The organism is Comamonas testosteroni, from assembly GCF_000761245.1.
Lineage (GTDB): Bacteria > Pseudomonadota > Gammaproteobacteria > Burkholderiales > Burkholderiaceae_C > Comamonas > Comamonas testosteroni_C.
Map to the genome: position 1 here is coordinate 21,355 of NZ_AWOR01000001.1, position 19,942 is coordinate 41,296.

The 19,942-nt window shown below is 65.5% G+C and carries 19 protein-coding genes; 16 read left to right on the forward strand and 3 right to left on the reverse strand.

The window, feature by feature from the left end:
- Positions 1–68 precede the first annotated feature (68 nt).
- A complete protein-coding gene (locus P353_RS00110; protein ID WP_034364063.1) occupies positions 69–1,799 on the reverse strand; it encodes a Na+/H+ antiporter in 1,731 nt (576 codons plus the stop codon).
- A gap of 221 nt (positions 1,800–2,020) precedes the next feature.
- Here P353_RS00110 and P353_RS00115 point away from each other — a divergent pair, with 221 nt between their 5' ends.
- The 12 genes from P353_RS00115 to P353_RS00170 all read left to right on the forward strand — a co-directional run bounded on the left by P353_RS00115 (position 2,021) and on the right by P353_RS00170 (position 13,415).
- The gene (locus P353_RS00115) at positions 2,021–3,628 is read left to right on the forward strand and encodes a carboxyl transferase domain-containing protein (protein ID WP_034364065.1); all 1,608 of its coding nucleotides are present in this window, start codon (positions 2,021–2,023) and stop codon (positions 3,626–3,628) included.
- A gap of 20 nt (positions 3,629–3,648) precedes the next feature.
- Positions 3,649–4,587 carry an alpha/beta hydrolase family protein gene (locus P353_RS00120; RefSeq protein ID WP_034364068.1) on the forward strand — a complete coding sequence of 313 codons (939 nt, stop codon included), beginning with the start codon at positions 3,649–3,651 and terminating at the stop codon, positions 4,585–4,587.
- A complete protein-coding gene (locus tag P353_RS00125) occupies positions 4,584–5,366 on the forward strand; it encodes an enoyl-CoA hydratase/isomerase family protein (protein WP_034364070.1) in 783 nt (260 codons plus the stop codon). Before P353_RS00120 ends, P353_RS00125 begins: the two co-directional genes overlap by 4 nt.
- 61 nt (positions 5,367–5,427) lie before the next feature.
- Positions 5,428–6,180 (forward strand): DUF4126 domain-containing protein, encoded by a 753-nt coding sequence (locus P353_RS00130; RefSeq protein ID WP_034364073.1) that lies wholly within the window; start codon positions 5,428–5,430, stop codon positions 6,178–6,180.
- Positions 6,181–6,238: 58 nt separating this feature from the next.
- Positions 6,239–8,275, forward strand: coding sequence for an acetyl/propionyl/methylcrotonyl-CoA carboxylase subunit alpha (locus P353_RS00135; protein ID WP_034364075.1), 2,037 nt, complete (start codon positions 6,239–6,241; stop codon positions 8,273–8,275).
- 178 nt (positions 8,276–8,453) lie between these two features.
- Positions 8,454–9,377, forward strand: coding sequence for a 2-hydroxyacid dehydrogenase (locus P353_RS00140; protein ID WP_034364078.1), 924 nt, complete (start codon positions 8,454–8,456; stop codon positions 9,375–9,377).
- A gap of 139 nt (positions 9,378–9,516) precedes the next feature.
- On the forward strand, positions 9,517–10,425 hold the full coding sequence (locus P353_RS00145; RefSeq protein ID WP_034364080.1) for a hydroxymethylglutaryl-CoA lyase: 909 nt from the start codon (positions 9,517–9,519) through the stop codon (positions 10,423–10,425).
- 47 nt (positions 10,426–10,472) lie between these two features.
- Positions 10,473–11,015 (forward strand): DUF2799 domain-containing protein, encoded by a 543-nt coding sequence (locus tag P353_RS00150; protein WP_232776185.1) that lies wholly within the window; start codon positions 10,473–10,475, stop codon positions 11,013–11,015.
- A 46-nt stretch (positions 11,016–11,061) separates the two neighbouring features.
- Positions 11,062–11,559, forward strand: a complete 498-nt coding sequence (locus tag P353_RS00155) for a YbaK/EbsC family protein (RefSeq protein ID WP_034364083.1) — start codon at positions 11,062–11,064, stop codon at positions 11,557–11,559.
- The gene (locus tag P353_RS00160) at positions 11,556–11,837 is read left to right on the forward strand and encodes a DUF1289 domain-containing protein (protein ID WP_034364085.1); all 282 of its coding nucleotides are present in this window, start codon (positions 11,556–11,558) and stop codon (positions 11,835–11,837) included. The genes P353_RS00155 and P353_RS00160 overlap by 4 nt, the downstream gene beginning before the upstream one ends.
- A 22-nt stretch (positions 11,838–11,859) precedes the next feature.
- A complete protein-coding gene (locus P353_RS00165) occupies positions 11,860–12,495 on the forward strand; it encodes a 2-hydroxychromene-2-carboxylate isomerase (RefSeq protein WP_034364086.1) in 636 nt (211 codons plus the stop codon).
- A gap of 146 nt (positions 12,496–12,641) precedes the next feature.
- Entirely contained in the window at positions 12,642–13,415 is a 774-nt protein-coding gene (locus tag P353_RS00170; protein ID WP_034364088.1) for a glucose 1-dehydrogenase, read from the forward strand.
- Between the two features lie 168 nt (positions 13,416–13,583).
- Here P353_RS00170 and P353_RS00175 read toward each other — a convergent pair whose 3' ends face one another.
- The gene (locus tag P353_RS00175; protein ID WP_034364090.1) at positions 13,584–14,342 is read right to left on the reverse strand and encodes an IclR family transcriptional regulator; all 759 of its coding nucleotides are present in this window, start codon (positions 14,340–14,342) and stop codon (positions 13,584–13,586) included.
- A 132-nt stretch (positions 14,343–14,474) separates the two neighbouring features.
- On the opposite strand from P353_RS00175, the gene P353_RS00180 reads away from it, so the two are divergent.
- The 3 genes from P353_RS00180 to P353_RS00190 all read left to right on the forward strand — a co-directional run bounded on the left by P353_RS00180 (position 14,475) and on the right by P353_RS00190 (position 17,280).
- The gene (locus P353_RS00180; protein ID WP_034364093.1) at positions 14,475–15,467 is read left to right on the forward strand and encodes a Bug family tripartite tricarboxylate transporter substrate binding protein; all 993 of its coding nucleotides are present in this window, start codon (positions 14,475–14,477) and stop codon (positions 15,465–15,467) included.
- 206 nt (positions 15,468–15,673) lie between these two features.
- Positions 15,674–16,360, forward strand: coding sequence for a diguanylate cyclase (locus P353_RS00185; RefSeq protein ID WP_034364095.1), 687 nt, complete (start codon positions 15,674–15,676; stop codon positions 16,358–16,360).
- On the forward strand, positions 16,357–17,280 hold the full coding sequence (locus P353_RS00190; protein WP_034364098.1) for an NAD(P)-dependent oxidoreductase: 924 nt from the start codon (positions 16,357–16,359) through the stop codon (positions 17,278–17,280). Before P353_RS00185 ends, P353_RS00190 begins: the two co-directional genes overlap by 4 nt.
- Positions 17,281–17,544: 264 nt before the next feature.
- On the opposite strand, the gene P353_RS00195 is transcribed toward P353_RS00190, so the two are convergent.
- Positions 17,545–18,663 (reverse strand): NADH:flavin oxidoreductase/NADH oxidase, encoded by a 1,119-nt coding sequence (locus P353_RS00195; protein ID WP_034364100.1) that lies wholly within the window; start codon positions 18,661–18,663, stop codon positions 17,545–17,547.
- A 355-nt stretch (positions 18,664–19,018) separates the two neighbouring features.
- Between P353_RS00195 and P353_RS00200 the strand changes: the two genes are divergently transcribed.
- Positions 19,019–19,939, forward strand: coding sequence for a LysR family transcriptional regulator (locus P353_RS00200; RefSeq protein ID WP_034364103.1), 921 nt, complete (start codon positions 19,019–19,021; stop codon positions 19,937–19,939).
- Positions 19,940–19,942: the final 3 nt, after the last annotated feature.

The following is a 19,942-nucleotide window of genomic DNA, read 5'->3' on the forward strand; positions in this document are numbered from 1 at the left end:
TGCGCCGGGTGCCCCCCAAGGGGGACGAAGCCCTTGCCGCGAGGCGGCTCTTGCTGGGCGTCTCCGACTTAGTGGTTGGAGTGATTGCTGGTCATGGGCAGACCGGCGGCACGGCGCGCGACCGCAAGGCGCTTGCGCATGGCGATTTCCTGCATGTCCAGCTCGCTGACCAGGCTGCGCAGCGATTCGTCGTTGATGCGGTGGGCCTGTCTTTCGGCGTAGTAAAAGTCCCGCTCGGCATGAATGCACTCGATGCGGGTTTCGATCTCCATCACATAGCGCAGCTTGCGCTGGCGCACGACTTCGGGCGCTTCGCGCAGCAGCTCTATGCTTTGCGCGGCGCCGCTGCCGTCGTCGAGCAACTGGATGCGGTTGCGGTATTCCTGGGTCAGATGGCCGTTGACCTCCTGGCGCATCGCCACCCATTCGGGGTCGCGGCGCTGCATTTCTTCCTCGCTCAGCGTGAGCTTGGCCATGGCTGCCATGCAGGCCTGTTCGCGGGCCAGGCGCTCCTCGCGCACGGTGGGCGACTCTTCGTGCGGGGGCAGATGGCGCAGCACGATGGGCAGGCCCACGGCACCGATCACCAGCGTGAACAAAATGGTGCCGGTGGCGAGAAAGACCAGCATGTCGCGGCCCGGGAAGGGCTGGCCGTTGTTCAGCAGCATGGGCACGGACAGCGCACCGGCCAGCGTGACCGCGCCGCGAATGCCGGCCAGCGTGGTGGCCAGGTTCAGCAGCTTGGAGGGACGTTCGGTCATCTTGCCCTGCCGGTGGGCGCGCAGCAGCGAGCCATGCACACCCAGCACCAGCCAGATCCAGCGCATCAGCAGCAGCGCAAACGAAATCGCGGCCACATAGCCGACCAAAATCCACCAGTCATGGCCGGCCTGATGCAGCGGCACGCCGATGATGGATGGCAACTGCAGGCCCAGCAGCAGGAAGATGGCGCCGTTGAAGGCAGCTTCCACCATGCTCCAGGTGCCTTCGGTCTGCAGGCGTTCGCTGATATAGCTGCTGCGCTCCAGATCGGCGAAATTGGTGGCGATGCCTGCGGCCACGGCAGCCAGAATGCCGGAGACACCGATTTTTTCGCCCACGATATAGGCGGCAAAAGGCAGCAGCACCAGCAGCAACACCATCTGCGTGGCGGCTACGTCACCCAGGCGGCGTGTGATGGTGCCGCGCGCATGGCTGAAGCCCCAGCCTATCAGCGCCCCCACTCCCAGGCCGCCGACGGCCATCCAGGTGAACTCCTTGGCGACTTCGCCCCAGGAGAACATGCCGGTCAGTGTGGCTGCAATCGCAAATTTCAGCGCCACAAGGCCCGATGCGTCATTGAGCAGCGACTCGCCCTCCAGCACATGCATGGTCTTCTCTGGCATCCCCAGATTGCGCGTGATGGCCGAAACGGCCACGGCATCGGTGGGCGAGATCACGGCGGCCAGGGCAAAGGCCACGGTCAGCGGAATCTCGGGAATCATCCAGTGGATGAGATAGCCCAGGCCCAGTACGGTGAACAGAACCAGGCCCAGGGCCAGCAGCAAGATGGGTTTGGCCAGTGCGAAAAATTCACGCTTGGGGATGCGCCAGCCGTCGGCAAACAGCAGCGGCGGAATGAACAGCAGCAGGAACAGCTCCGGGTCGAACGCGATGTGCAGGCCGGCTTGCGGCCAGGCAATCAGCGCACCCAGTGCGATTTGAATCAGAGGCAGGGGGATGGCCCGGATATAGCGGGCCACAATGCCTGTCAGTGCTCCCAGCAGCAAGACAAGCAAAACGGTTTCAACAGCGTGCATGAGGCATTTTCTTCAACTGCCGTGGCAGTGCTGTGTCCGAGCAAGAAAAAAACCAAGTTCTCACATCAGTTATCAAGCGGCAAAGGACGAGCCGTAACCCATGAAGCAAGCGTGTGCCAAGCACGGGACGGCCGGCAAGGGCCACCCCGCCGCAAGGCCGTCGTCCCCCTAGGGGGAAGCGGCGCAGCCGCTCAGGGGCAATCATTTTTTAAGGGCAAGCGATGAGCATTCTGGGTACACAACTGAATCCGCGTTCGGCAGATTTCCTGGCCAACGCTGCCGCCATGCAGGCGCTGGTCAATGAGCTGCACGCACGCTGCGATCAGAACGCACTGGGCGGCAACGAAGCAGCACGCGCCAAGCATGTGGCGCGCGGCAAGCTGCTGCCGCGCGAGCGCGTGCAGCGGCTGCTGGACCCCGGCACGCCGTTTCTGGAACTGTCGCCGCTGGCCGCGCTCAATATGTACAACAACGATGCGCCGGGCGCCGGCGTGATCGTGGGCGTGGGCCGCGTCAGCGGCGTGGACTGCATGATCGTCTGCAACGACGCCACCGTGAAGGGCGGAACCTACTACCCGATGACGGTGAAAAAGCATCTGCGCGCGCAGGAGGTGGCCGCGCAGAACCGTCTGCCCTGCATCTATCTGGTGGACTCGGGCGGTGCCAATCTGCCCAATCAGGACGAGGTCTTCCCCGACCGCGAGCACTTCGGCCGCATCTTCTACAACCAGGCCAACATGAGCGCGCAGGGCATCGCCCAGATCGCCGTGGTCATGGGCTCGTGCACGGCAGGCGGCGCCTATGTGCCGGCCATGAGCGACGAGTCCATCATCGTCAAGAACCAGGGCACCATCTTTCTGGGCGGCCCTCCCCTGGTCAAGGCGGCCACCGGCGAGGTGGTCAGTGCCGAGGACCTGGGCGGCGGCGATGTGCACACGCGTCTGTCGGGCGTGGCCGACCATCTGGCCGAGAACGACCTGCATGCGCTGGCGCTGGCGCGCCAGGCGGTGGCGAACCTGAACAAGGGCAAGCCCGCGTCTCAGACCGATCATGCGCCAGCGGCGCCCCTCTTCGAGAGCGAAGAGCTGTATGGCGTGATTCCCGTCGATACGCGCAAGCCCTTCGATGTGCGCGAGATCATTGCCCGCATCGTGGACGGCAGCCAGTTCGACGAGTTCAAGGCCCGCTTCGGCAACACCCTGGTCTGCGGCTTTGCGCGCATCGAGGGCATGCAGGTCGGCATCATCGCCAACAACGGCATCTTGTTCTCCGAGTCGGCCGTCAAGGGCGCACACTTCATCGAGCTGTGCTGCCAGCGCAAGATTCCGTTGGTGTTCCTGCAGAACATCACGGGCTTTATGGTCGGGCGCAAATACGAGAACGAAGGCATTGCCCGCCACGGTGCCAAGCTGGTCACGGCCGTGGCCACGGCCGCGGTGCCCAAGTTCACCATCATCATCGGCGGCAGCTTTGGCGCGGGCAATTACGGCATGTGCGGCCGCGCCTATTCGCCCCGTTTCCTCTGGATGTGGCCCAACGCGCGCATCAGCGTCATGGGCGGCGAGCAGGCGGCCAGTGTGCTGGCCACCGTCAAGCGCGACGGCATAGAAGCCAAGGGCGGCAGCTGGAGTGCCGATGAAGAGGAGCGCTTCAAGGCACCTATCCGCCAGCAGTATGAAGATCAGGGCCATCCCTATTACGCGACGGCGCGTCTCTGGGACGACGGTGTGATCGATCCCGCCGACACGCGCCGCGTGCTGGCGCTGGGCCTGGCTGCGGCACGCAATGCGCCGATTGAGGACACGCGCTTCGGCGTATTCCGCATGTAAGCGGGCAGAGGCTGTCAATCATGTCGCGTCGCCATTTCCTCACCTGCTTGCCGCCAGTCCTGCTGTCGGCTGCGCTGGCCATGCCCATGGTTGGCGCTGCCGAGCCAGCGGTGCAGCGCATGGATGCGCGCATTCCGGTCTGGGTGCCAGCAAGCGGCGATTCGCCCGCGCACAGCGCCGAGTTGGCAGGTCATGTCTATCGTCCTCATGGGCAGGGTCCTTGGGCATTGATCGTGCTCAGCCATGGCACACCCAGCGGCAAAGAGGCGCGCGAAGCCATGACCGATCGCTACGGTCCTCAGGCGCGCGCTCTGGCCGAGCTGGGCTATGTGGTGGTGACGGGTTTGCGCCGCGGCTATGGGGCATCGGACGGTCCCCTCGCAGACCGCTACGGCAGCTGTGATGCCCCCGACTACGCCCATGCGGCCCAGGAGGCAGCGCGCGATGTGGCTGCCATCATGACTTACGGGCAAAAGCTGCCCTATGTCGATGGCTCGCAAGTGCTGCTGCTGGGCAAGTCCGCCGGCGGCTTTGCATCGCTGGCTCTGGCGGCGCAGCAGCCCGCGGGCTTGCGCGGCGTCGTCAACTTTGCCGGCGGCCGGGGCTCACAGCAGCAGATGCGTGAGAAAGCCGCGGTTTGCGGCGAGGCCCAACTGCTCAAGACCGTGGCCGGCTTTGCCGCCACCAGTCGTGTGCCCCAGCTGTGGATTTATGCCGAGAACGATAGCTACTTTCGCCCGCCGCTGGTGCGCAAGATGGCTGAAAGCTATCTGGCCACAGGCCAGAACCTGAAACTGGTGTTTGCTCCATCCAGCGGCGCGGAGGGACACCAGTTCTTTGACCGTGCCGCCAATATCGGGCAATGGTTGCCGCAGGTCCGTGAATTCCTCATGCAGCAGCTGCCGGGTACGGCGGCTGCGCAACTGCAAAGCCCTAACTCACTGGGAGACAAGCAATGACTGCTTTGACTTTGACCGTGGATGGCGGCATCGCCCGCGTCACGCTGGCTCAGCCCGCCATTCGCAACGCCTTCAGCGATGCGGCGATTGCCGAGATCACCGCCGCCTTCCTTCAGGTCGGCGAGCGTGCCGATGTGCGCGCCGTGGTGCTGGCCGCCGAAGGACCCGCATTCTGTGCGGGCGCGGACCTGAACTGGATGCGCCGCATGGCCGATTACTCGCGCGACGAAAACCGTGTCGATGCGGGTTTGCTGGCTGAGATGCTGCGCGTCATCTACGAATGCCCCAAACCCACGATTGCGCGTGTACAGGGCGATGTCTATGCGGGCGGCATGGGCCTGGTGGCCTGCTGCGATATGGCGGTGGCGGCCGACACGGCGGGCTTTTGCCTCAGCGAGGTCAAGATCGGCCTGATTCCCGCCACCATCAGCCCCTATGTGATCCGCGCCATGGGTGCCAGAGCCGCGCACCGCTACTTTCTCACGGGCGAGCGCTTTTCGGCGCAGGAGGCGCATCGCATCGGCTATGTGCATGAGGTGGTCGAGGCCGACGGGCTGGATGCCGTTGTCGACGGCTGGCTCAAGCATTTGCTGAGCGCCGGTCCCGCCGCTGTGCGGGCCTGCAAGCGCCTGGTCCTGGACATGGCCGAGCGCGAAATCAGCGAGCAGCTGATTGCGGCGACCGTGGAGTCGATTGCCACCATCCGCGCCAGCAGCGAAGGCAAGGAAGGCGTGCAGGCTTTTCTCAACAAGCGCAAACCCAACTGGCTGCCCGGATGAGATGACAAACCTTGTGTCCGGGGCGCTTTAGAGTTCGGGCGAGACATAGGGAATGAACACCATGGATATCTGGCAAACCATCATCGACTGGCTGCACCGCATCGGCCTGCATATCGACCCCGAAACGGCCAGGGCCGTGGGCGATGCTGCTGGCCAGGTCACAGATGTGGCCGCCAGGGCCGGGCAAGCCGTGGGGCAGATGGACATGGCCTCGATGCTTGCGCTGGCCGCGGCTCTGGGCTGGGCCAGCGGCTTTCGCCTCTATGCCGTGGTGTTTGTCGTGGGCCTGCTGGGTGCAAGTGGTCTGATGCCGCTGCCCGGCGGTCTGCATGTGCTGCAGCATCCCATGGTGCTGGTCATCAGCGGCGGTCTGCTGTTCGTGGAGTTCTTTGCCGACAAGATTCCCGTGGTCGATTCGGTCTGGGACCTGTTCCAGAGCGTGCTGCGCATTCCCGCCGGGGCGGCGCTGGCGGCCTCGGTCTTTGCTGCCGACAGCACCACCATGGCCATGGCTGCCGCCTTGATGGGCGGAACGCTGGCCGCGACCAGCCAGGCGGCCAAGACCACGACGCGTGCCCTCATCAACACCTCGCCCGAACCGTTCTCCAACGTGGGAGCCAGTCTGGCGGAAGACACGGTGTCGCTGGGCGCCATCTGGCTGGCGTTGACCAACCCGCTGGTGTTTGCCGCCGTGCTGCTGGTCGTGGTGATTGCGATGTGGCTGGTGATCTGGGCGCTTTGGCGCTTTCTCAAGGCGATTTTTCGACGCCTGCGCGGCAGTGGTGAAGCGCAGGAGCCATTGCAAAAAACATAGCTGCTTGCGTTTTATGGATATGCGCTGAGCGGTGATTTGACCGATAACCGGAGACGATATGTTCAAGAAAATTCTGATTGCGAATCGAGGTGAAATCGCCTGCCGCGTAGCCGCCACCGCCCGTCGCATGGGTGTGAAGACCGTGGCTGTGTATTCCGATGCCGATGCCCGGGCCAAGCATGTCGCGGCCTGCGACGAAGCCGTGCACATCGGCGGCAGTGCGCCCAAGGACAGCTATCTGCGCTGGGAGCGCATTCTCGAAGCCGCACAAGCCACGGGTGCCGAGGCCATCCACCCCGGCTACGGTTTTCTCTCCGAGAACGAGGACTTTGCCAATGCCTGCGCGGCGGCCGGCCTGGTCTTCATCGGCCCGCCCGCCAGCGCGATTCGCGCCATGGGTCTCAAGGCCGAGTCCAAGCAACTGATGGAAAAGGCCGGCGTGCCGCTGGTGCCCGGCTATCACGGTCACGACCAGAACCCCGAGCTGCTGCAACGCGAGGCCGACCGCATCGGCTATCCCGTGCTCATCAAGGCCAGTGCGGGCGGTGGTGGCAAGGGCATGCGTCTGGTGGAAAAGAGCGAGGACTTTGCGGCCTCGCTGGAGTCCTGCAAGCGCGAGGCCATCAACAGCTTCGGCAACGATGCCGTGCTGATCGAGAAATACGTGCTGCGTCCGCGCCATATCGAGATTCAGGTGTTTGGCGATACACAGGGCAACTGCGTCTATCTGTTCGAGCGCGACTGCTCGGTGCAGCGCCGCCACCAGAAGGTGCTCGAGGAAGCGCCGGCGCCGGGCATGACTGCCGCGCTGCGCCAGAAGATGGGCGAGGCCGCCGTGGCCGCCGCCAAGGCCGTGAACTATGTGGGCGCGGGCACGGTGGAGTTCATCGTCGAGCAGCCCGGCGGCTACGACCAGCCCGAAGCCATGAAGTTCTACTTCATGGAAATGAACACCCGGCTGCAGGTGGAGCACCCCGTGACCGAAGCCATCACCGGCGAGGATCTGGTGCGGTGGCAACTGCTGGTGGCTTCGGGGCAGCCTTTGCCCAAGGCACAGTCGGAGCTTCGTATCCAGGGTCATGCGATCGAAGCGCGCATCTGCGCAGAGAACCCCGAGAACAACTTCCTGCCCGCCACCGGTCATCTGGCCGTCTATCGCAAGCCCGAATGCAGCAGCTTCGAGATCAGCGATGTGCGCGTGGACGACGGCGTACGCGAGGGCGATGCGATCAGCCCCTTCTACGACTCCATGATCGCCAAGCTCATCGTCCATGGCGAGGACCGTGCCCAGGCGCTGGCGCGTCTGGACGCGGCGCTGGCCCAGACCCATATCGTGGGCCTGACGACCAATGTGCAGTTTCTGCGCCAGGTGGTGAAGAGCCAGGCTTTCTCCAACGCCCTGCTCGATACCGCGCTGATCGAGCGCGAGCGCGAGGCCTTGTTCGGCAAGGATTTCGTGGGCCGCGACCTGGCCGTCGCCGCTGCCATGGCCTGGCAGTTGCAGGGCGAGCAGGCAGGCCAGGGCGCCGACCCCTTCAGCCGCCGCGACGGCTGGCGCATGTCGGGCCGCTACGTGCGCTCCTTCGGCTTTGCCTACCGCGGCGAGGACTTCACGGCCGGCCTGGCCTATGGTCGCGGCACGCAGGCGCCCCAGACCTATCAGCTCGGCATTGGCGAGGGCGAGAGTCGCAGCGATGCTGCGCTGCAGTGGCGCGCACTGGCCGACGGCCGGCTGGAGCTGGGCCTGGACGGCAAGCGCACGGTGGTCGTGGTCCATGCCCAGGGCGACCAGCTGTCCATCTTCACGGAGGCGGGCAGCACCCAGATCACTGTGGTCGACCAACTGACCCATGCGGGCGATACCGGCCATGAAGGCGGCCGCCTGACGGCGCCCATGCCCGGCAAGGTGGTGTCTTTCACCGTCAAGGCCGGCGACAAGGTCAGCAAGGGCCAGCCGCTGGCGGTGATGGAAGCCATGAAGATGGAGCACACGATTGCCGCCCCCGGCGATGGCGTGGTGCTGGAGCTGCTGTATGTGCCCGGCGACCAGGTCAGCGAAGGCGCGGAGCTGCTGCGCATCGAGGTGGCCGCCTGATCCGGCCAGGGTTGAACTGTTTAACAAAAAGAGCGGCTTGCGCTGGAGCATCCATGAATTCAGTCACTTTCAATGATGAAATCAAGACAGGTACAGCGCAAGAAGCTTCTTTTTTGATAGCAGTCCATTGGCCATCCGCGTCTGCAGCAGGTATGGCAAAGCGTTAGGCTTGGCATCCATGAAAGTCTTATTTTGCTGTGACGATACGCGGCCGGAGCCCTGGCTCAAAGGTTTGCATGACGCGCTGCCGGGCGCGGAGATTGCCATCTGGGAGCCGGGCGCGCCCCAGGCCGACTATGCACTGGTCTGGGCACCGCCCCAGCAGTTCCTCGACGAGCAGGCGGCCGGCCTGAAGGCCATGTTCAACATCGGCGCGGGCGTGGATGCGCTGCTGCCGCTGCGCATTCCCGCCGCGCTGCCCGTCTACCGCCTCGAAGATGCGGGCATGGCCGTGCAGATGGCCGAGTATGTGGCCCAGGCCGTGATCCGCTTCTTCCGCGGCCTCGATCAGTACGAGGCCGATATGGAGCGGGGCCTGTGGCAGCACCAGCGCAACCCCAGGCGTGTGGACTATCCCGTGGGCGTGATGGGCCTTGGCAAGATGGGCGAGCGCGTGGCCAGGGCGCTGACGGTGTTCGATTTCAAGGTCAATGGCTGGAGCCGCTCGCCGCGCGAGCTGCAGGGCGTCCAGTGCTTCAGCGGCATGGACAGCCTGGACCGCTTTCTGTCCGAGACACGCATTCTGGTCAACCTGCTGCCCCTGCACGACGAGACCCGCGACATCATCAACGCCCGCACGCTGGCGCTGCTGCAGCCCGGGGCCTATGTGATCAATGTGGGGCGCGGCGGCCATGTGGTCGATGCCGACCTGATTGCGCAGATCGAGTCCGGCCATGTCAGCGGTGCCATGCTGGACGTGTTCCGCGAGGAGCCGCTGCCCGAGAATCATCCGTTCTGGAAGCAATCCAGAATCATCCTCACCCCCCATACCTCGGCCCGCACGCTGGCAGCGGACAGCATTGCCCAGATCGTGGGCAAGGTCGCCGCCATGAGCCGGGGCGAGCCCGTCACAGGTCGAGTCGATCTGAGAAAAGGGTATTAACCCCCTGAGCCGTTGCGCCTAGGCGGCTGCGCGGCTTCCCCCTTTCTCTGCGGAAGGGGGACGACGCCAACGCTGCGGGGCGGCCCTTGCGACGGGGGATTGTTCAGTGGTTCAGGTAATGAAGCGATAGGAGAACGAAATGAAATACCCCGCACGCGTCAAGATCATCGATGTGGGCCCGCGCGACGGCCTGCAGAACGAAAAGCAGCCTGTGCCTGCCGCCATCAAGATCGAGCTGGTGCAGCGCCTGCAGGACGCAGGCCTCAAGGAGATCGAGGTCACCAGCTATGTGTCGCCCAAATGGGTGCCGCAGATGGCGGACAACGCCGAAGTCATGGCAGGCATAGCGCGCAGAGCCGGGGTGCTGTATTCGGTGCTCACACCAAATCTCAAGGGCTTCGAGGCCGCGCTGGCCGGCAAGCCCGACGAGATCGTGGTGTTCGGTGCGGCCAGCGAGGCCTTCAGCCAGCGCAACATCAACTGCTCGATTGCCGAGAGCATCGAGCGCTTTGCGCCCGTGGTGCAGGCGGCCCTTCAGGCCGGCATTGCCGTGCGCGGCGCCATGAGCTGCACCGTGGGCTGCCCCTACGAGGGCGAGATCGCGCCCGAGAAGGTGGGCTATCTGGCCGGGCTCATGAAGAGCATCGGCGTGCAGCGCGTGGACGTGGCCGACACCATCGGCGTGGGCACGCCCGTCAAGGTGCAAAAGGCGCTGGAGGCCACGCTGGCGCACTTCGATCTCGACCGGGTGTCCGGCCATTTCCACGATACCTATGGCCAGGCCCTGAGCAACACGCTGGCGGCGCTGGATCTGGGGGTCTGGAACTTCCAGTCCTCGGTCGCTGGCCTTGGCGGCTGTCCCTATGCCAAGGGCGCCACGGGCAATGTGGCCACCGAAGACGTGGTCTATCTGCTGCAGGGCATGGGCATAGAGACCGGCATCGACCTCGACAAGCTGATCGATGCGGGCCAGTTCATCAGCGAGCATCTGGGCCGCCCCACGCAGTCGCGCGTGGCCAAGGCCTTGCTGACCAAGCGCGCGGGTTGAGGCCAAGTCCGGCCCGGGCAGGCATGGGCGTTGTTACCATCGCCGCCATGCAAGCAAGATCACGTTTTTCGCTGACCCTTTGTCTGGCGGCAGCTGCCCTGCTGGGCGGCTGCGCCGGCATGGATGCCCAGGAGTGCAGGGACACGGACTGGGCCTATCTGGGGCAGCTCGATGCCATGGACGGCCGGCTGGACCTGTCCACCCGCGCCAGACGCCACTTCAAGGCCTGCAAGGACCAGGGCGTACAGATGGATGCGCGGGCCTATCAGCAGGGCTGGCTGCGCGGCCTGCAGGATTTCTGCACTCCCGACAGCGGCAAGACCTATGCGGAAGCCGGCCGCAAGTTCCAGCCGGGCTATTGCCCGGCGCCGCTGGAGGCCGCGTTTTTGCAAGGCTATGCGCCGGCGCGCGAGCGCTATCAGGACAGGCAGTCGGTGCTTGAGCTGGAGCGCCGCATCGATGCCAAGAAAAAAGAGCTGCGCGAGGCGCGTGACGCCAAGAACAGTGCCGGACATATCGCCTATGTCCAGAAAGACCTGCGTGATTTGCAGCTGGAGCTGGTGCAGCTCAGGCTCAAGCTGGCACAGTAGGGGCCGTGACGCTGCCTGATGGCAGCGCGATTTTCAGGAAAACATCATGTGTGGGTCAGAACTTCATGCGCTGCCGGAAGGCGTGCAGCGCGTCAGCCGCTTTTTGCAGGATGCCGGTCATCCGCATGCGCCGCAGATGCTGGACGGCGCGGCGCGTACCGCCCAGGAGGCAGCCGATCAGCTCAGCATTCTGGTCGGGCAGGTGGCCAAGAGCGTCATCTTCAAGCGCAGGAGCGATGGCGCGGCCGTTCTGGTCGTGACCTCGGGCGACAAGCGTGTCGATGAAAAGAAAGTGACGCAGCTGGTGGGCAAGGTCGGCCGCGCCGACGCGGATTTCGTCAAGTCCAGCACCGGCTTCTCGATCGGCGGCGTCAGCCCCGTGGCCCATGCCACCAAGCTGGTGACCTTGATGGATGCCGAGCTGCAGCGCTTCGAGACCGTGTGGGCTGCGGCAGGCCATCCGCACGGCGTGTTTCCCGCATCGCCTGCGCAGCTGCAGGCGCTGACCGCCGCCCCCTGGTCGGATGTGGTGGAGCAGGCATGAGTACCGAACTTCTTCAGGAACAGCAGGCTCAGCAGCTGGCGCAACTGGCCGCCAAGGCCGAGGTGGCCCTGGTCTGGGCCGAGGCCGACCAGCCCGTGGCTTCGCCCTGCATCAACGTCTGCCGCATGACGCAGGACCGCAGCCATTGCCAGGGCTGCTTCAGAACCATTGACGAGATTCGTGCCTGGTCCAAGGGCGATGCCGAGCTGCGTCTGCAGATCTGGAGCCAGCTGCTGCAGCGCGCAGGTCTCGAGGACCCGCGCAAAGCCGAGATCTGATCACCCTTTGAGGAGAGCCGACATGAAGCACATCACCTGTTATCTGGACTTTGTGTCGCCTTATGCATGGCTGGCGCTGGAGCAGATGCCCCAGGCGCTGCAGGGGCTCAGCTATCACGTGGACTACCGCCCGGTGCTGCTGGGTGCCTTGCTGCAAGGCAATGCCAACCCCGGACCGGCCGGTATTCCTGCCAAGCGCGCCTGGACCTACCGCCATGTCACATGGCTTGGCCGGTCGCTGGGCATACCGCTGCAGATGCCGGCCCGGCACCCGTTCAAGCCGTTGCCGCTGCTGCGGCTGGCGCTGGCCCATGGGCGCGACGGCAGCATCAACCGCTTTGTGGCGCAGGCGGTGATGCAGCATGTCTGGCAGGGCGGCCATGAGGCCAATGATGCGCAGCGCCTGCAGGAGCTGCGCGAGCAGCTGAAGGAGCAGCTGCGCCATGAGGAGGACGGTGCCGAGGTCAAGCAATGGCTGCGCAGCAATACGGAGCAGGCGCAGCAGGCCGGCGTATTCGGCGTGCCGGCCTGGGTAGTGGACGGCCATGTATTTTGGGGCCTGGACGGCCTGCCCATGCTGCAGGCCTATCTGCGTGGCGATGAGTGGTTTGCGCAGCAGTGGGAGGCCGCGGCCGGCGTGTCCTGGGGACTGGAGTAGGGCGGCAGGTGTGGGGCCTGAGCCGGGATCGAGGCGCAGGACGGTGCCCTCTCTTTGGCATCGGCCATGGCGCCTAGGCGACGCCGGGCGTGGCGGGCCTTGCATAAGCTGGTGCGGTTTTTTATGGCCATCAAGGAGACCGCACCATGGATACCCAGCAGATGTTTTCGCTCAAGGGCCGCACGGCTCTTGTCACCGGTGGTTCGCGCGGTATCGGCCGCATGATCGCCGAAGGTTTTGTGCGCCAGGGCGCGCGCGTGTACATCTCGGCGCGCAAGGCCGAGGCCTGCGACCAGACGGCGCGCGAGCTGTCGGAGCTGGGCCACTGCGTTTCGCTGCCCGCCGACGTGTCCACCATGGACGGCGTGAAGCAGCTGGTCGATGCCTATGCGGCGCACGAAGACCAGCTGGGCATCCTCGTCAACAACGCGGGCGCGGCCTGGGGCGCGCCCTATGACGAATTTCCCGAAAGCGGCTGGGACAAGGTCGTGGACCTGAACATGAAGTCGCCCTTCTTCCTGACCCAGGCGCTCACGCCCATGCTGCGCAAGTCGGCCGCGGGCGCGCAGCTGGCCAAGGTCATCAACATTGCCTCCATCGACGGCGTCTCGGTCAACCCCTGGGAGACCTACTCCTACGCGGCCAGCAAGGCCGGCCTGATCCACCTGACCAAGCGCATGGCCCTGCGCCTGGCGCCCGAGCGCATCGTGGTCAGCGCCATCGCGCCCGGCCCGTTCGCCTCGGAGATGAACAAGGACGCGCGCGACCATGCGGACGAGGCCGCAGGGCGCGTGCCCCTGGGCCGTATCGGCGAGCCCGAGGATATGGCCGGCGCCGCCATCTTCCTGGCCTCGCGCGCCGGCGACTATGTGGTGGGCTCCACCCTGGTCGTGGACGGCGGCTGTGCCTGGGCACGCTGAGCTCGCCCGAGTGCATCCATTGCATAAAAAGATAGCTTTTACCGCTTGATGGATAAGTAACTCAGATACGAAAGTATCTGAATTCCAATTCCAATAAGCGAGACAAGCTATTGTTTTTGAATCTTCATTTCGACAGAAATGAATCCTTTCGGGGGCGGCTTCCTGCCCTCAGGGATGCCACTGCGTGGCGCGCACAGGGCTGGCGGCCGGCGTGGCGGAATTGCCGGCCAGCGCATAGGACAGCTTGTTGGCCGCGGCGATCACGGTCCGGGCCAGGGCTTCGAGCCTGGCCTCGGGCAGGCGCGATGAGGGGCCCGAGATGCAGACCGATCCCATGAGCCGCCAGTGCATGCCGAACACTGGCGCCGAGACCGTTGCCACACCTTGCTCGCGCTCGCCGATGGAGCAGTGGTAGCCCTTTTGGCGGATCTGCTCGTAGATCTCGCCGGGCTCGCCCGAGAACGCCAGGATGACGCGGCCCGGCGAGCCTTTGTCCAGTGGCAACCCCTCGCCCATGCGCGCATGGTGGCGCAGGGCCTGCGGCCCCTCCACGCGTACCAGGCAGGTACGCACATGGCCTTCGCGCACGTAGAAGGCGGCGCTCTCGCCGCTGAGTTGGGTGAGCTCGCGCAGCGCGGGCTCCAGCACGTTCTGCACATCGAAGCCCGCCTGGTAGCGCGCGCCCAGCCAGCCCGAGGAAGGGCCCAGCCGCCATTCCCCGTCCTCGCGCTGCACCATGTAGCCCGAGCGGGCCAGCGTGCGCGCCAGCCGCAGCACCGTGGTCTTGTGCAGGCCGCAGCGCCGGCTGAGCTCGGCCAGCGAAAGATGCGATTCTCCCAGCGCAAAGGCCTCTAGCAGCTGCAGTGCTCGGGTGACGGCGATGACGCCGTCGCCGGACTTCTGTGCGGATTGGGTGGGGTTGCTCATGATGCAATGCGTTTCATTCTACGAAACAGCATTGTATGGGTTGAAACGTTTGCCTACAGTCGCCTCCAGCGGTCGGGGATGCCGGCCGCACGCATCAGAACACGCTTCAAAGCGACCAACAGGAGACAACAGATGAACTTTCGCCCGCTTTCGCGCGCCCTGCATGCCGCTGTGCTCGGCTTCGTGGCTGTAGTCACTCCCTTCGACGGCGCGCTGGCGCAGCCCGCCTATCCGGCCAAGCCGATCCGCCTGATCGTGCCGTTCCCGCCCGGCGGCGGCACGGACATGATTGCGCGCACCGTGGCTCAGAAGATGGCCGAGCAGAACAAGTGGAGCGTGGTGGTGGACAACCGCCCCGGCGCGGGCGGCAACCTGGGCGTGGACGCTGCGGCCAAGGCCGCGCCCGATGGCTACACCCTGGTCATGGGCCAGACCAGCAATCTCGCCATCAACCCCTGGCTCTACGCCAAGCTGCCCTACGACCCGATCAAGAGCCTGGCGCCCGTGGCCCTGGTGTCCTCGGCGCCCATCGTCATGGCCGCTCCCGCCAACACGCCCTACAAGACCTTTGCCGAGCTGGTGACGGCGGCCAAGGCCAGGCCCGATGGCATCACTCTGGGCTATTCGGGCAACGGCACCGTGGCCCATCTGGCGGGCGAGCAGGCCCAGAAGATCTCGGGCATGAGCCTGCGCCATGTGCCCTACAAGGGAGCAGGCCAGGCCATGACGGATCTGGTGGGCGGACAGATCGACCTGTACATGTCCGCCATTCCCACGTTGCTGGGCCAGGTGCGCAACGGCAAGCTGCGGCCCATTGTCGTGACCTCGCTGGCGCGCTCCAGCCAGCTGCCCGACACGCCCACGCTGGCCGAGCTCGGCTACAAGGACTTCGAGGCCAGCTCCTGGTACGGCGTGCTGGCGCCCGCAGGCACGCCCGAGGCCATCGTGCAGCAGCTCAACAAGGCCATCAACCTGGCTCTGAAGCAGCCCGATGTGGCCGAGAAGCTGCGCTCCGAGGGCGGCGACGTGCTGGGCGGCACGCCCCAGGCCTTTGCCCAGCTGCTGCGCACCGAGGTGCCGCGCTGGGGCCGCATCGTCAAGGACTCGGGCGCCAGCCTGGACTGAGGCCGATCGCGCCACCACGCCACCACGCCACCGCGCCACCGCGCTGTCGCGCCAACAAACCACCCACCCAGCACACCTGCCGCGCCATGCCTGGCGCACATGCCTGGTGCACATGCCCTCGCGGGCAGGGCGCGGTGCGCCCGGCCGCTCCTGCTCCTTCTTCACTTTCACCTCTGCAACCGTCCCGAACCGCGGACCTAACCATCATGAGCCAACTTCCAGAAATCATCCGTGACTTCGAGCGCGTCAGCGCCGAGGTCGTCCAGAAGGCCTCGGGCTTTCAGGCCGCCATCCTTGCCGACGTGGCAGGCCGCCGCGGCACCATGAACGCACGTGTGGCGCCCGTGCACCAGGACATGAAGCTCGCCGGCCCGGCCTTCACCGTCGAGGTGCGCCCCGGAGACAACCTGATGATCCACGCCGCCATCGCCCTGGCCAAGCCCGGCGATATCCTGGTCATCGACGGCAAGGGAGACCAGACTGCGGCCCTGATGGGGACGCTGATGCTCAGCGCCTGCAAGAAGACAGGCCTTGGCGGCGTGATCGTCGATGGCGCGATCCGCGACAAGCTTGAGCTGCTGGAGCTGGGCTTTGCGGTGTTCAGCGCTGGCTTCAATCCTGCAGGTCCGACCAAGTTCGTGCCCGGTCGCATCAATCACCCCATCTCCTGCGGCGGTGCGATGGTGAACCCGGGTGACTTGGTGGTGGGCGACGCCGACGGCGTGGTCGTGATCGAGCGCGCCAAGGCGCCCGCCATGCTGGCGCTGGCCGACAGGAAAGTGGCCGACGAGGCCGCGCGCATCGAGGCCATCGCCCGCGGCGACACGGCCTCGAAGTGGCTGCCCGCGGCGCTGCGCGCGGCCGGCGTGCTCAAGGAAGGAGAGACGCTGTGAGCACCATCATCGTCACGGGCGCTGACCTGGCGCAGCAGGCACTGGATCTGCTGCAAGGCCACGACATAGTCTACGCGGGCAAGACGCCCACCGAGCAAGACCTGGTGGCCCTGTGCCGTCGGCATGATCCCGTCGCCATCATCGTGCGCTACGGCAAGGTGGGGGCCGCGGTCATGGACGCCGGACCTTCGCTGAAGGTGATTTCCAAGCACGGCAGTGGCACGGACACCATTGACAAGGACGCGGCCGCGCAGCGCGGCATCGAGGTCGTGGCGGCGGTCGGCGCCAACGCGGCGGCCGTGGCCGAACAGGCCCTGGCTCTGCTGCTGGCCTGCGCCAAGTCGGTGGTGCAGCTGGACTCGCGCATGCACTGCGGCCATTGGGACAAGGCCACGCACAAAAGCCTGGAGCTGGCCGGGCGCACCGTGGGCCTGGTCGGCCTGGGCGCCATAGGCCTGCGTTTTGCGAAGATGGCCGATGCACTGGGCATGCGCGTGATCGGCTTCGATCCCTTTGCGGGCCAGCTGCCCGGCTACGTGCAGGCCGTGGACCTGGATACGCTGTGGCGCGAAAGCGATGCGATCTCGCTGCACTGCCCGCTGACCGACGACAACCGCAACCTGCTCAACGCCACAACCCTGGCGTGCTGCAGGCGCGGCGTGATTGTGGTCAACACCGCGCGCGGCGGTCTCATCGACGAGGCCGCGCTGCTGGCCGCCGTGCAGCAAGGCCAGGTCAGCGCCGCGGGCCTGGACAGCTTTGCCGTCGAGCCCATGGCGGCTGGCCACCCGTTCCTGCACCAGCCGGGTTTCATCCTCAGCCCGCACATCGGCGGCGTGACCTCGGATGCCTATGTGAACATGGGCGTGGGAGCGGCGCGCAACGTGCTGGTGGCGCTGGAGCGCGTCAGCGTCTCCTGAGCCGGCGCCTATCTCGCAAGGTAGATAAGACTGGTGGTGGGCTTTGCCGCAGGCGGGCCCACCGACTTGGCGGCTTGTGCCTTTGCCGGCCATGCCTGCTGGCTGCCGGGCCAGTTCTTCATCGTCGACAAGTGGGGCCCGGGGTCAACACCATTTGGGCCGTACAGGCCGTGGCAACCTTGGCCGACTGCATGACGCAGGAGCGCAGGCAGCCGGGCCTCCTTGCGGTCGGGATCTTTGGTGCGTTGAGGGGCGACGGCCCACTCAGGCAGCGGCCTGCTTGGCGGCGCCGCGATAGCGCTCCAGCCAGTGCGCATAGGGAGCGGGCAGGGTCCAGTCGGGACGGGCAACGCCCAGGCTTTGTGCCAGCTGGTAGGCGTAGTGCGGATTGGCCAGATGGGCGCGGCCGATCATCACCAGATCGACCTGACCGTCGGCCACGATGCGCTCGGCAACCTGTGGATCATCCATGCCCCAGCTCGATGCCACGGGCAGGCCGGCGCTGCGGCCCACACGCTGGGCGATAGGCGCCAGGAAGGCAGGCGTGCCCCAGGGGATCTTCACATCGGGAATCACGAAGTTGACGCTGACATTGAGCAGGTCCAGGCCGCGCTCGCGCATCTGGCGCGTGACGGCGATGGATTCCTCCAGGGTTTCTTCGTCGCGGCCGTCGTACTCGATGACGCCGAAACGCGCTGTCAGCGGCAGATGCTCGGGCCAGACCTCGCGCACCTTGGCCACGGTCTCCAGCAGAAAGCGGGCACGGTTGCTGAAGCTGCCGCCATAGGCGTCGTCGCGCTGGTTGCTGTGGGGCGAGAAAAAGCTCTGGGCCAGATAGCCGTGGGCAAAGTGCAGCTCCAGCCATTCGAAGCCGGCTGCAAGGGCGCGGCGGGCTGCCGCGACAAAGTCGTCCTGCACGCGGGCGATGTCCGCAAGCGTCATGGCGCGGGGAACACGCGGCAGACCGCCGCCAAAGGCGATGGCCGATGGCGCAATCGGCTGCCAGCCGCGGGCATCGCCTTCGGCAATATGGTCGTCGCCTTCCCAGGGATTGTTGGCGCTGGCCTTGCGTCCGGCATGGCCGATCTGGATGCCGGGCACGGCGCCTGCGGCCTTGATGCCGGCGGCAATGCGCGACATGCCTTCGATCTGGCCGTCGTTCCACAGACCGGTGCAGTCGGGCGAGATGCGGCCCTCGGGCGACACGCCCGTGGCTTCGACGATCACCAGCCCCGCGCCGCCGCGCGCCATGGAGGCGTAGTGGACCTGGTGCCAGTCATTGGTGAGGCCGTCCACGGCGCTGTACTGGCACATCGGCGGAACGGCGATGCGGTTGCGCAGGGTCAGGCTTTTGAGAGTGAAGGGGGTAAAGAGTGCAGACATGCGGAGTATTGGTGGTGCGAACGGAGTGAGCCGGCAGTCCCGCGGCAAAGCAGGATGCAAAAGGTTTGATAGCGCCTATCGCCTTTCATTGCTTGTTTTCAGAATGAAATTAATCTGAAATTCAATGAATGAAGGTTCTGACAGCTATCAAAAAATCAAGGACAGCGAGATTCGGAAAACTGCGGATAAAGGCCCCGGGCAATGATCTGCCTGGAGACGAAGTTTTTGGTGTTGCCCGGCATGAGGTTGGCGGGCCAGTGAATGCTGTGCATGCAGGGCTTCTGTCGAAGGGAATGTGGAAATGATGGGGTCTGTGGTGAAATAAATCCAATCGATATTTCTGATTTGTGAAATCATGCCGACTGATATCAAGAGTCTGGACCTGAATCTGCTCAAGGCCCTGGATGCGCTGCTGGACGAGCGCAGCGTGACGCGCGCTGCCGAGCGTCTGGCGCTGACCCAGCCGGCGGTCAGCGGCATGCTGACGCGGCTGCGCGAGAGCTTCGACGACCCCTTGTTCGTGCGCACGCAGCGCGGCATCGCCCCCACGCTGCGCGCGCTGGCACTGGCAGGGCCGCTCAAGGAGTTGCTGTGCAATGCCGAAGCGCTGCTGCGCCCCCAGGCCTTTGATCCGGCTACGGCACATATGACGCTGCGCATTGCCGCCACGGATTACGCGCTGCAGGCGGTGGTGCTGCCGTTTCTGGCCGTGTTGCGCCAGCGCGCGCCCGGTCTGTGCGTGGCCGTGGTGCCGGCCCAGCATCTGCCGCTGCACGAGCGGCTGGAGCGCGGCGACATCGATCTGGCGCTGGTTACGCCGGAGCGCACGGCCCCCGATCTGCATGCGCGCCGACTGTTCGACGAACGCTATGTCTGCGTGATGCGTCGCGGCCATCCCGATGCGCGCCGGCGCGGCCTGTCGCTAGAGCGCTTCTGCGCTCTGGACCATGCGCTGGTGTCCTATGACGGAGGCAGTTTTCATGGTGTGACGGACGAGGCGCTGGAGCGCCTGGGACGGAGGCGGCGTGTGGCGCTGTCCGTGACCAGCTTTCTGGTGCTGCCCGAAATCCTGCGCAGCAGCGATCTGATTGCCGTCGTGCCGCGGCGTCTGGTCAAGCCCGACCCGGGCCTGGTGGTGCTGGAGCCGCCGCTGGAGATTCCAGGCTTCACCAAGACGGCCGCCTGGCATGCGCGCACCCATCGCTCTCCTGGGCACCAATGGGCACGGGAGCTGCTGTTCGAGCTGGCGCAGTCCGGCGGGCTGGACGTGGAATGAGCG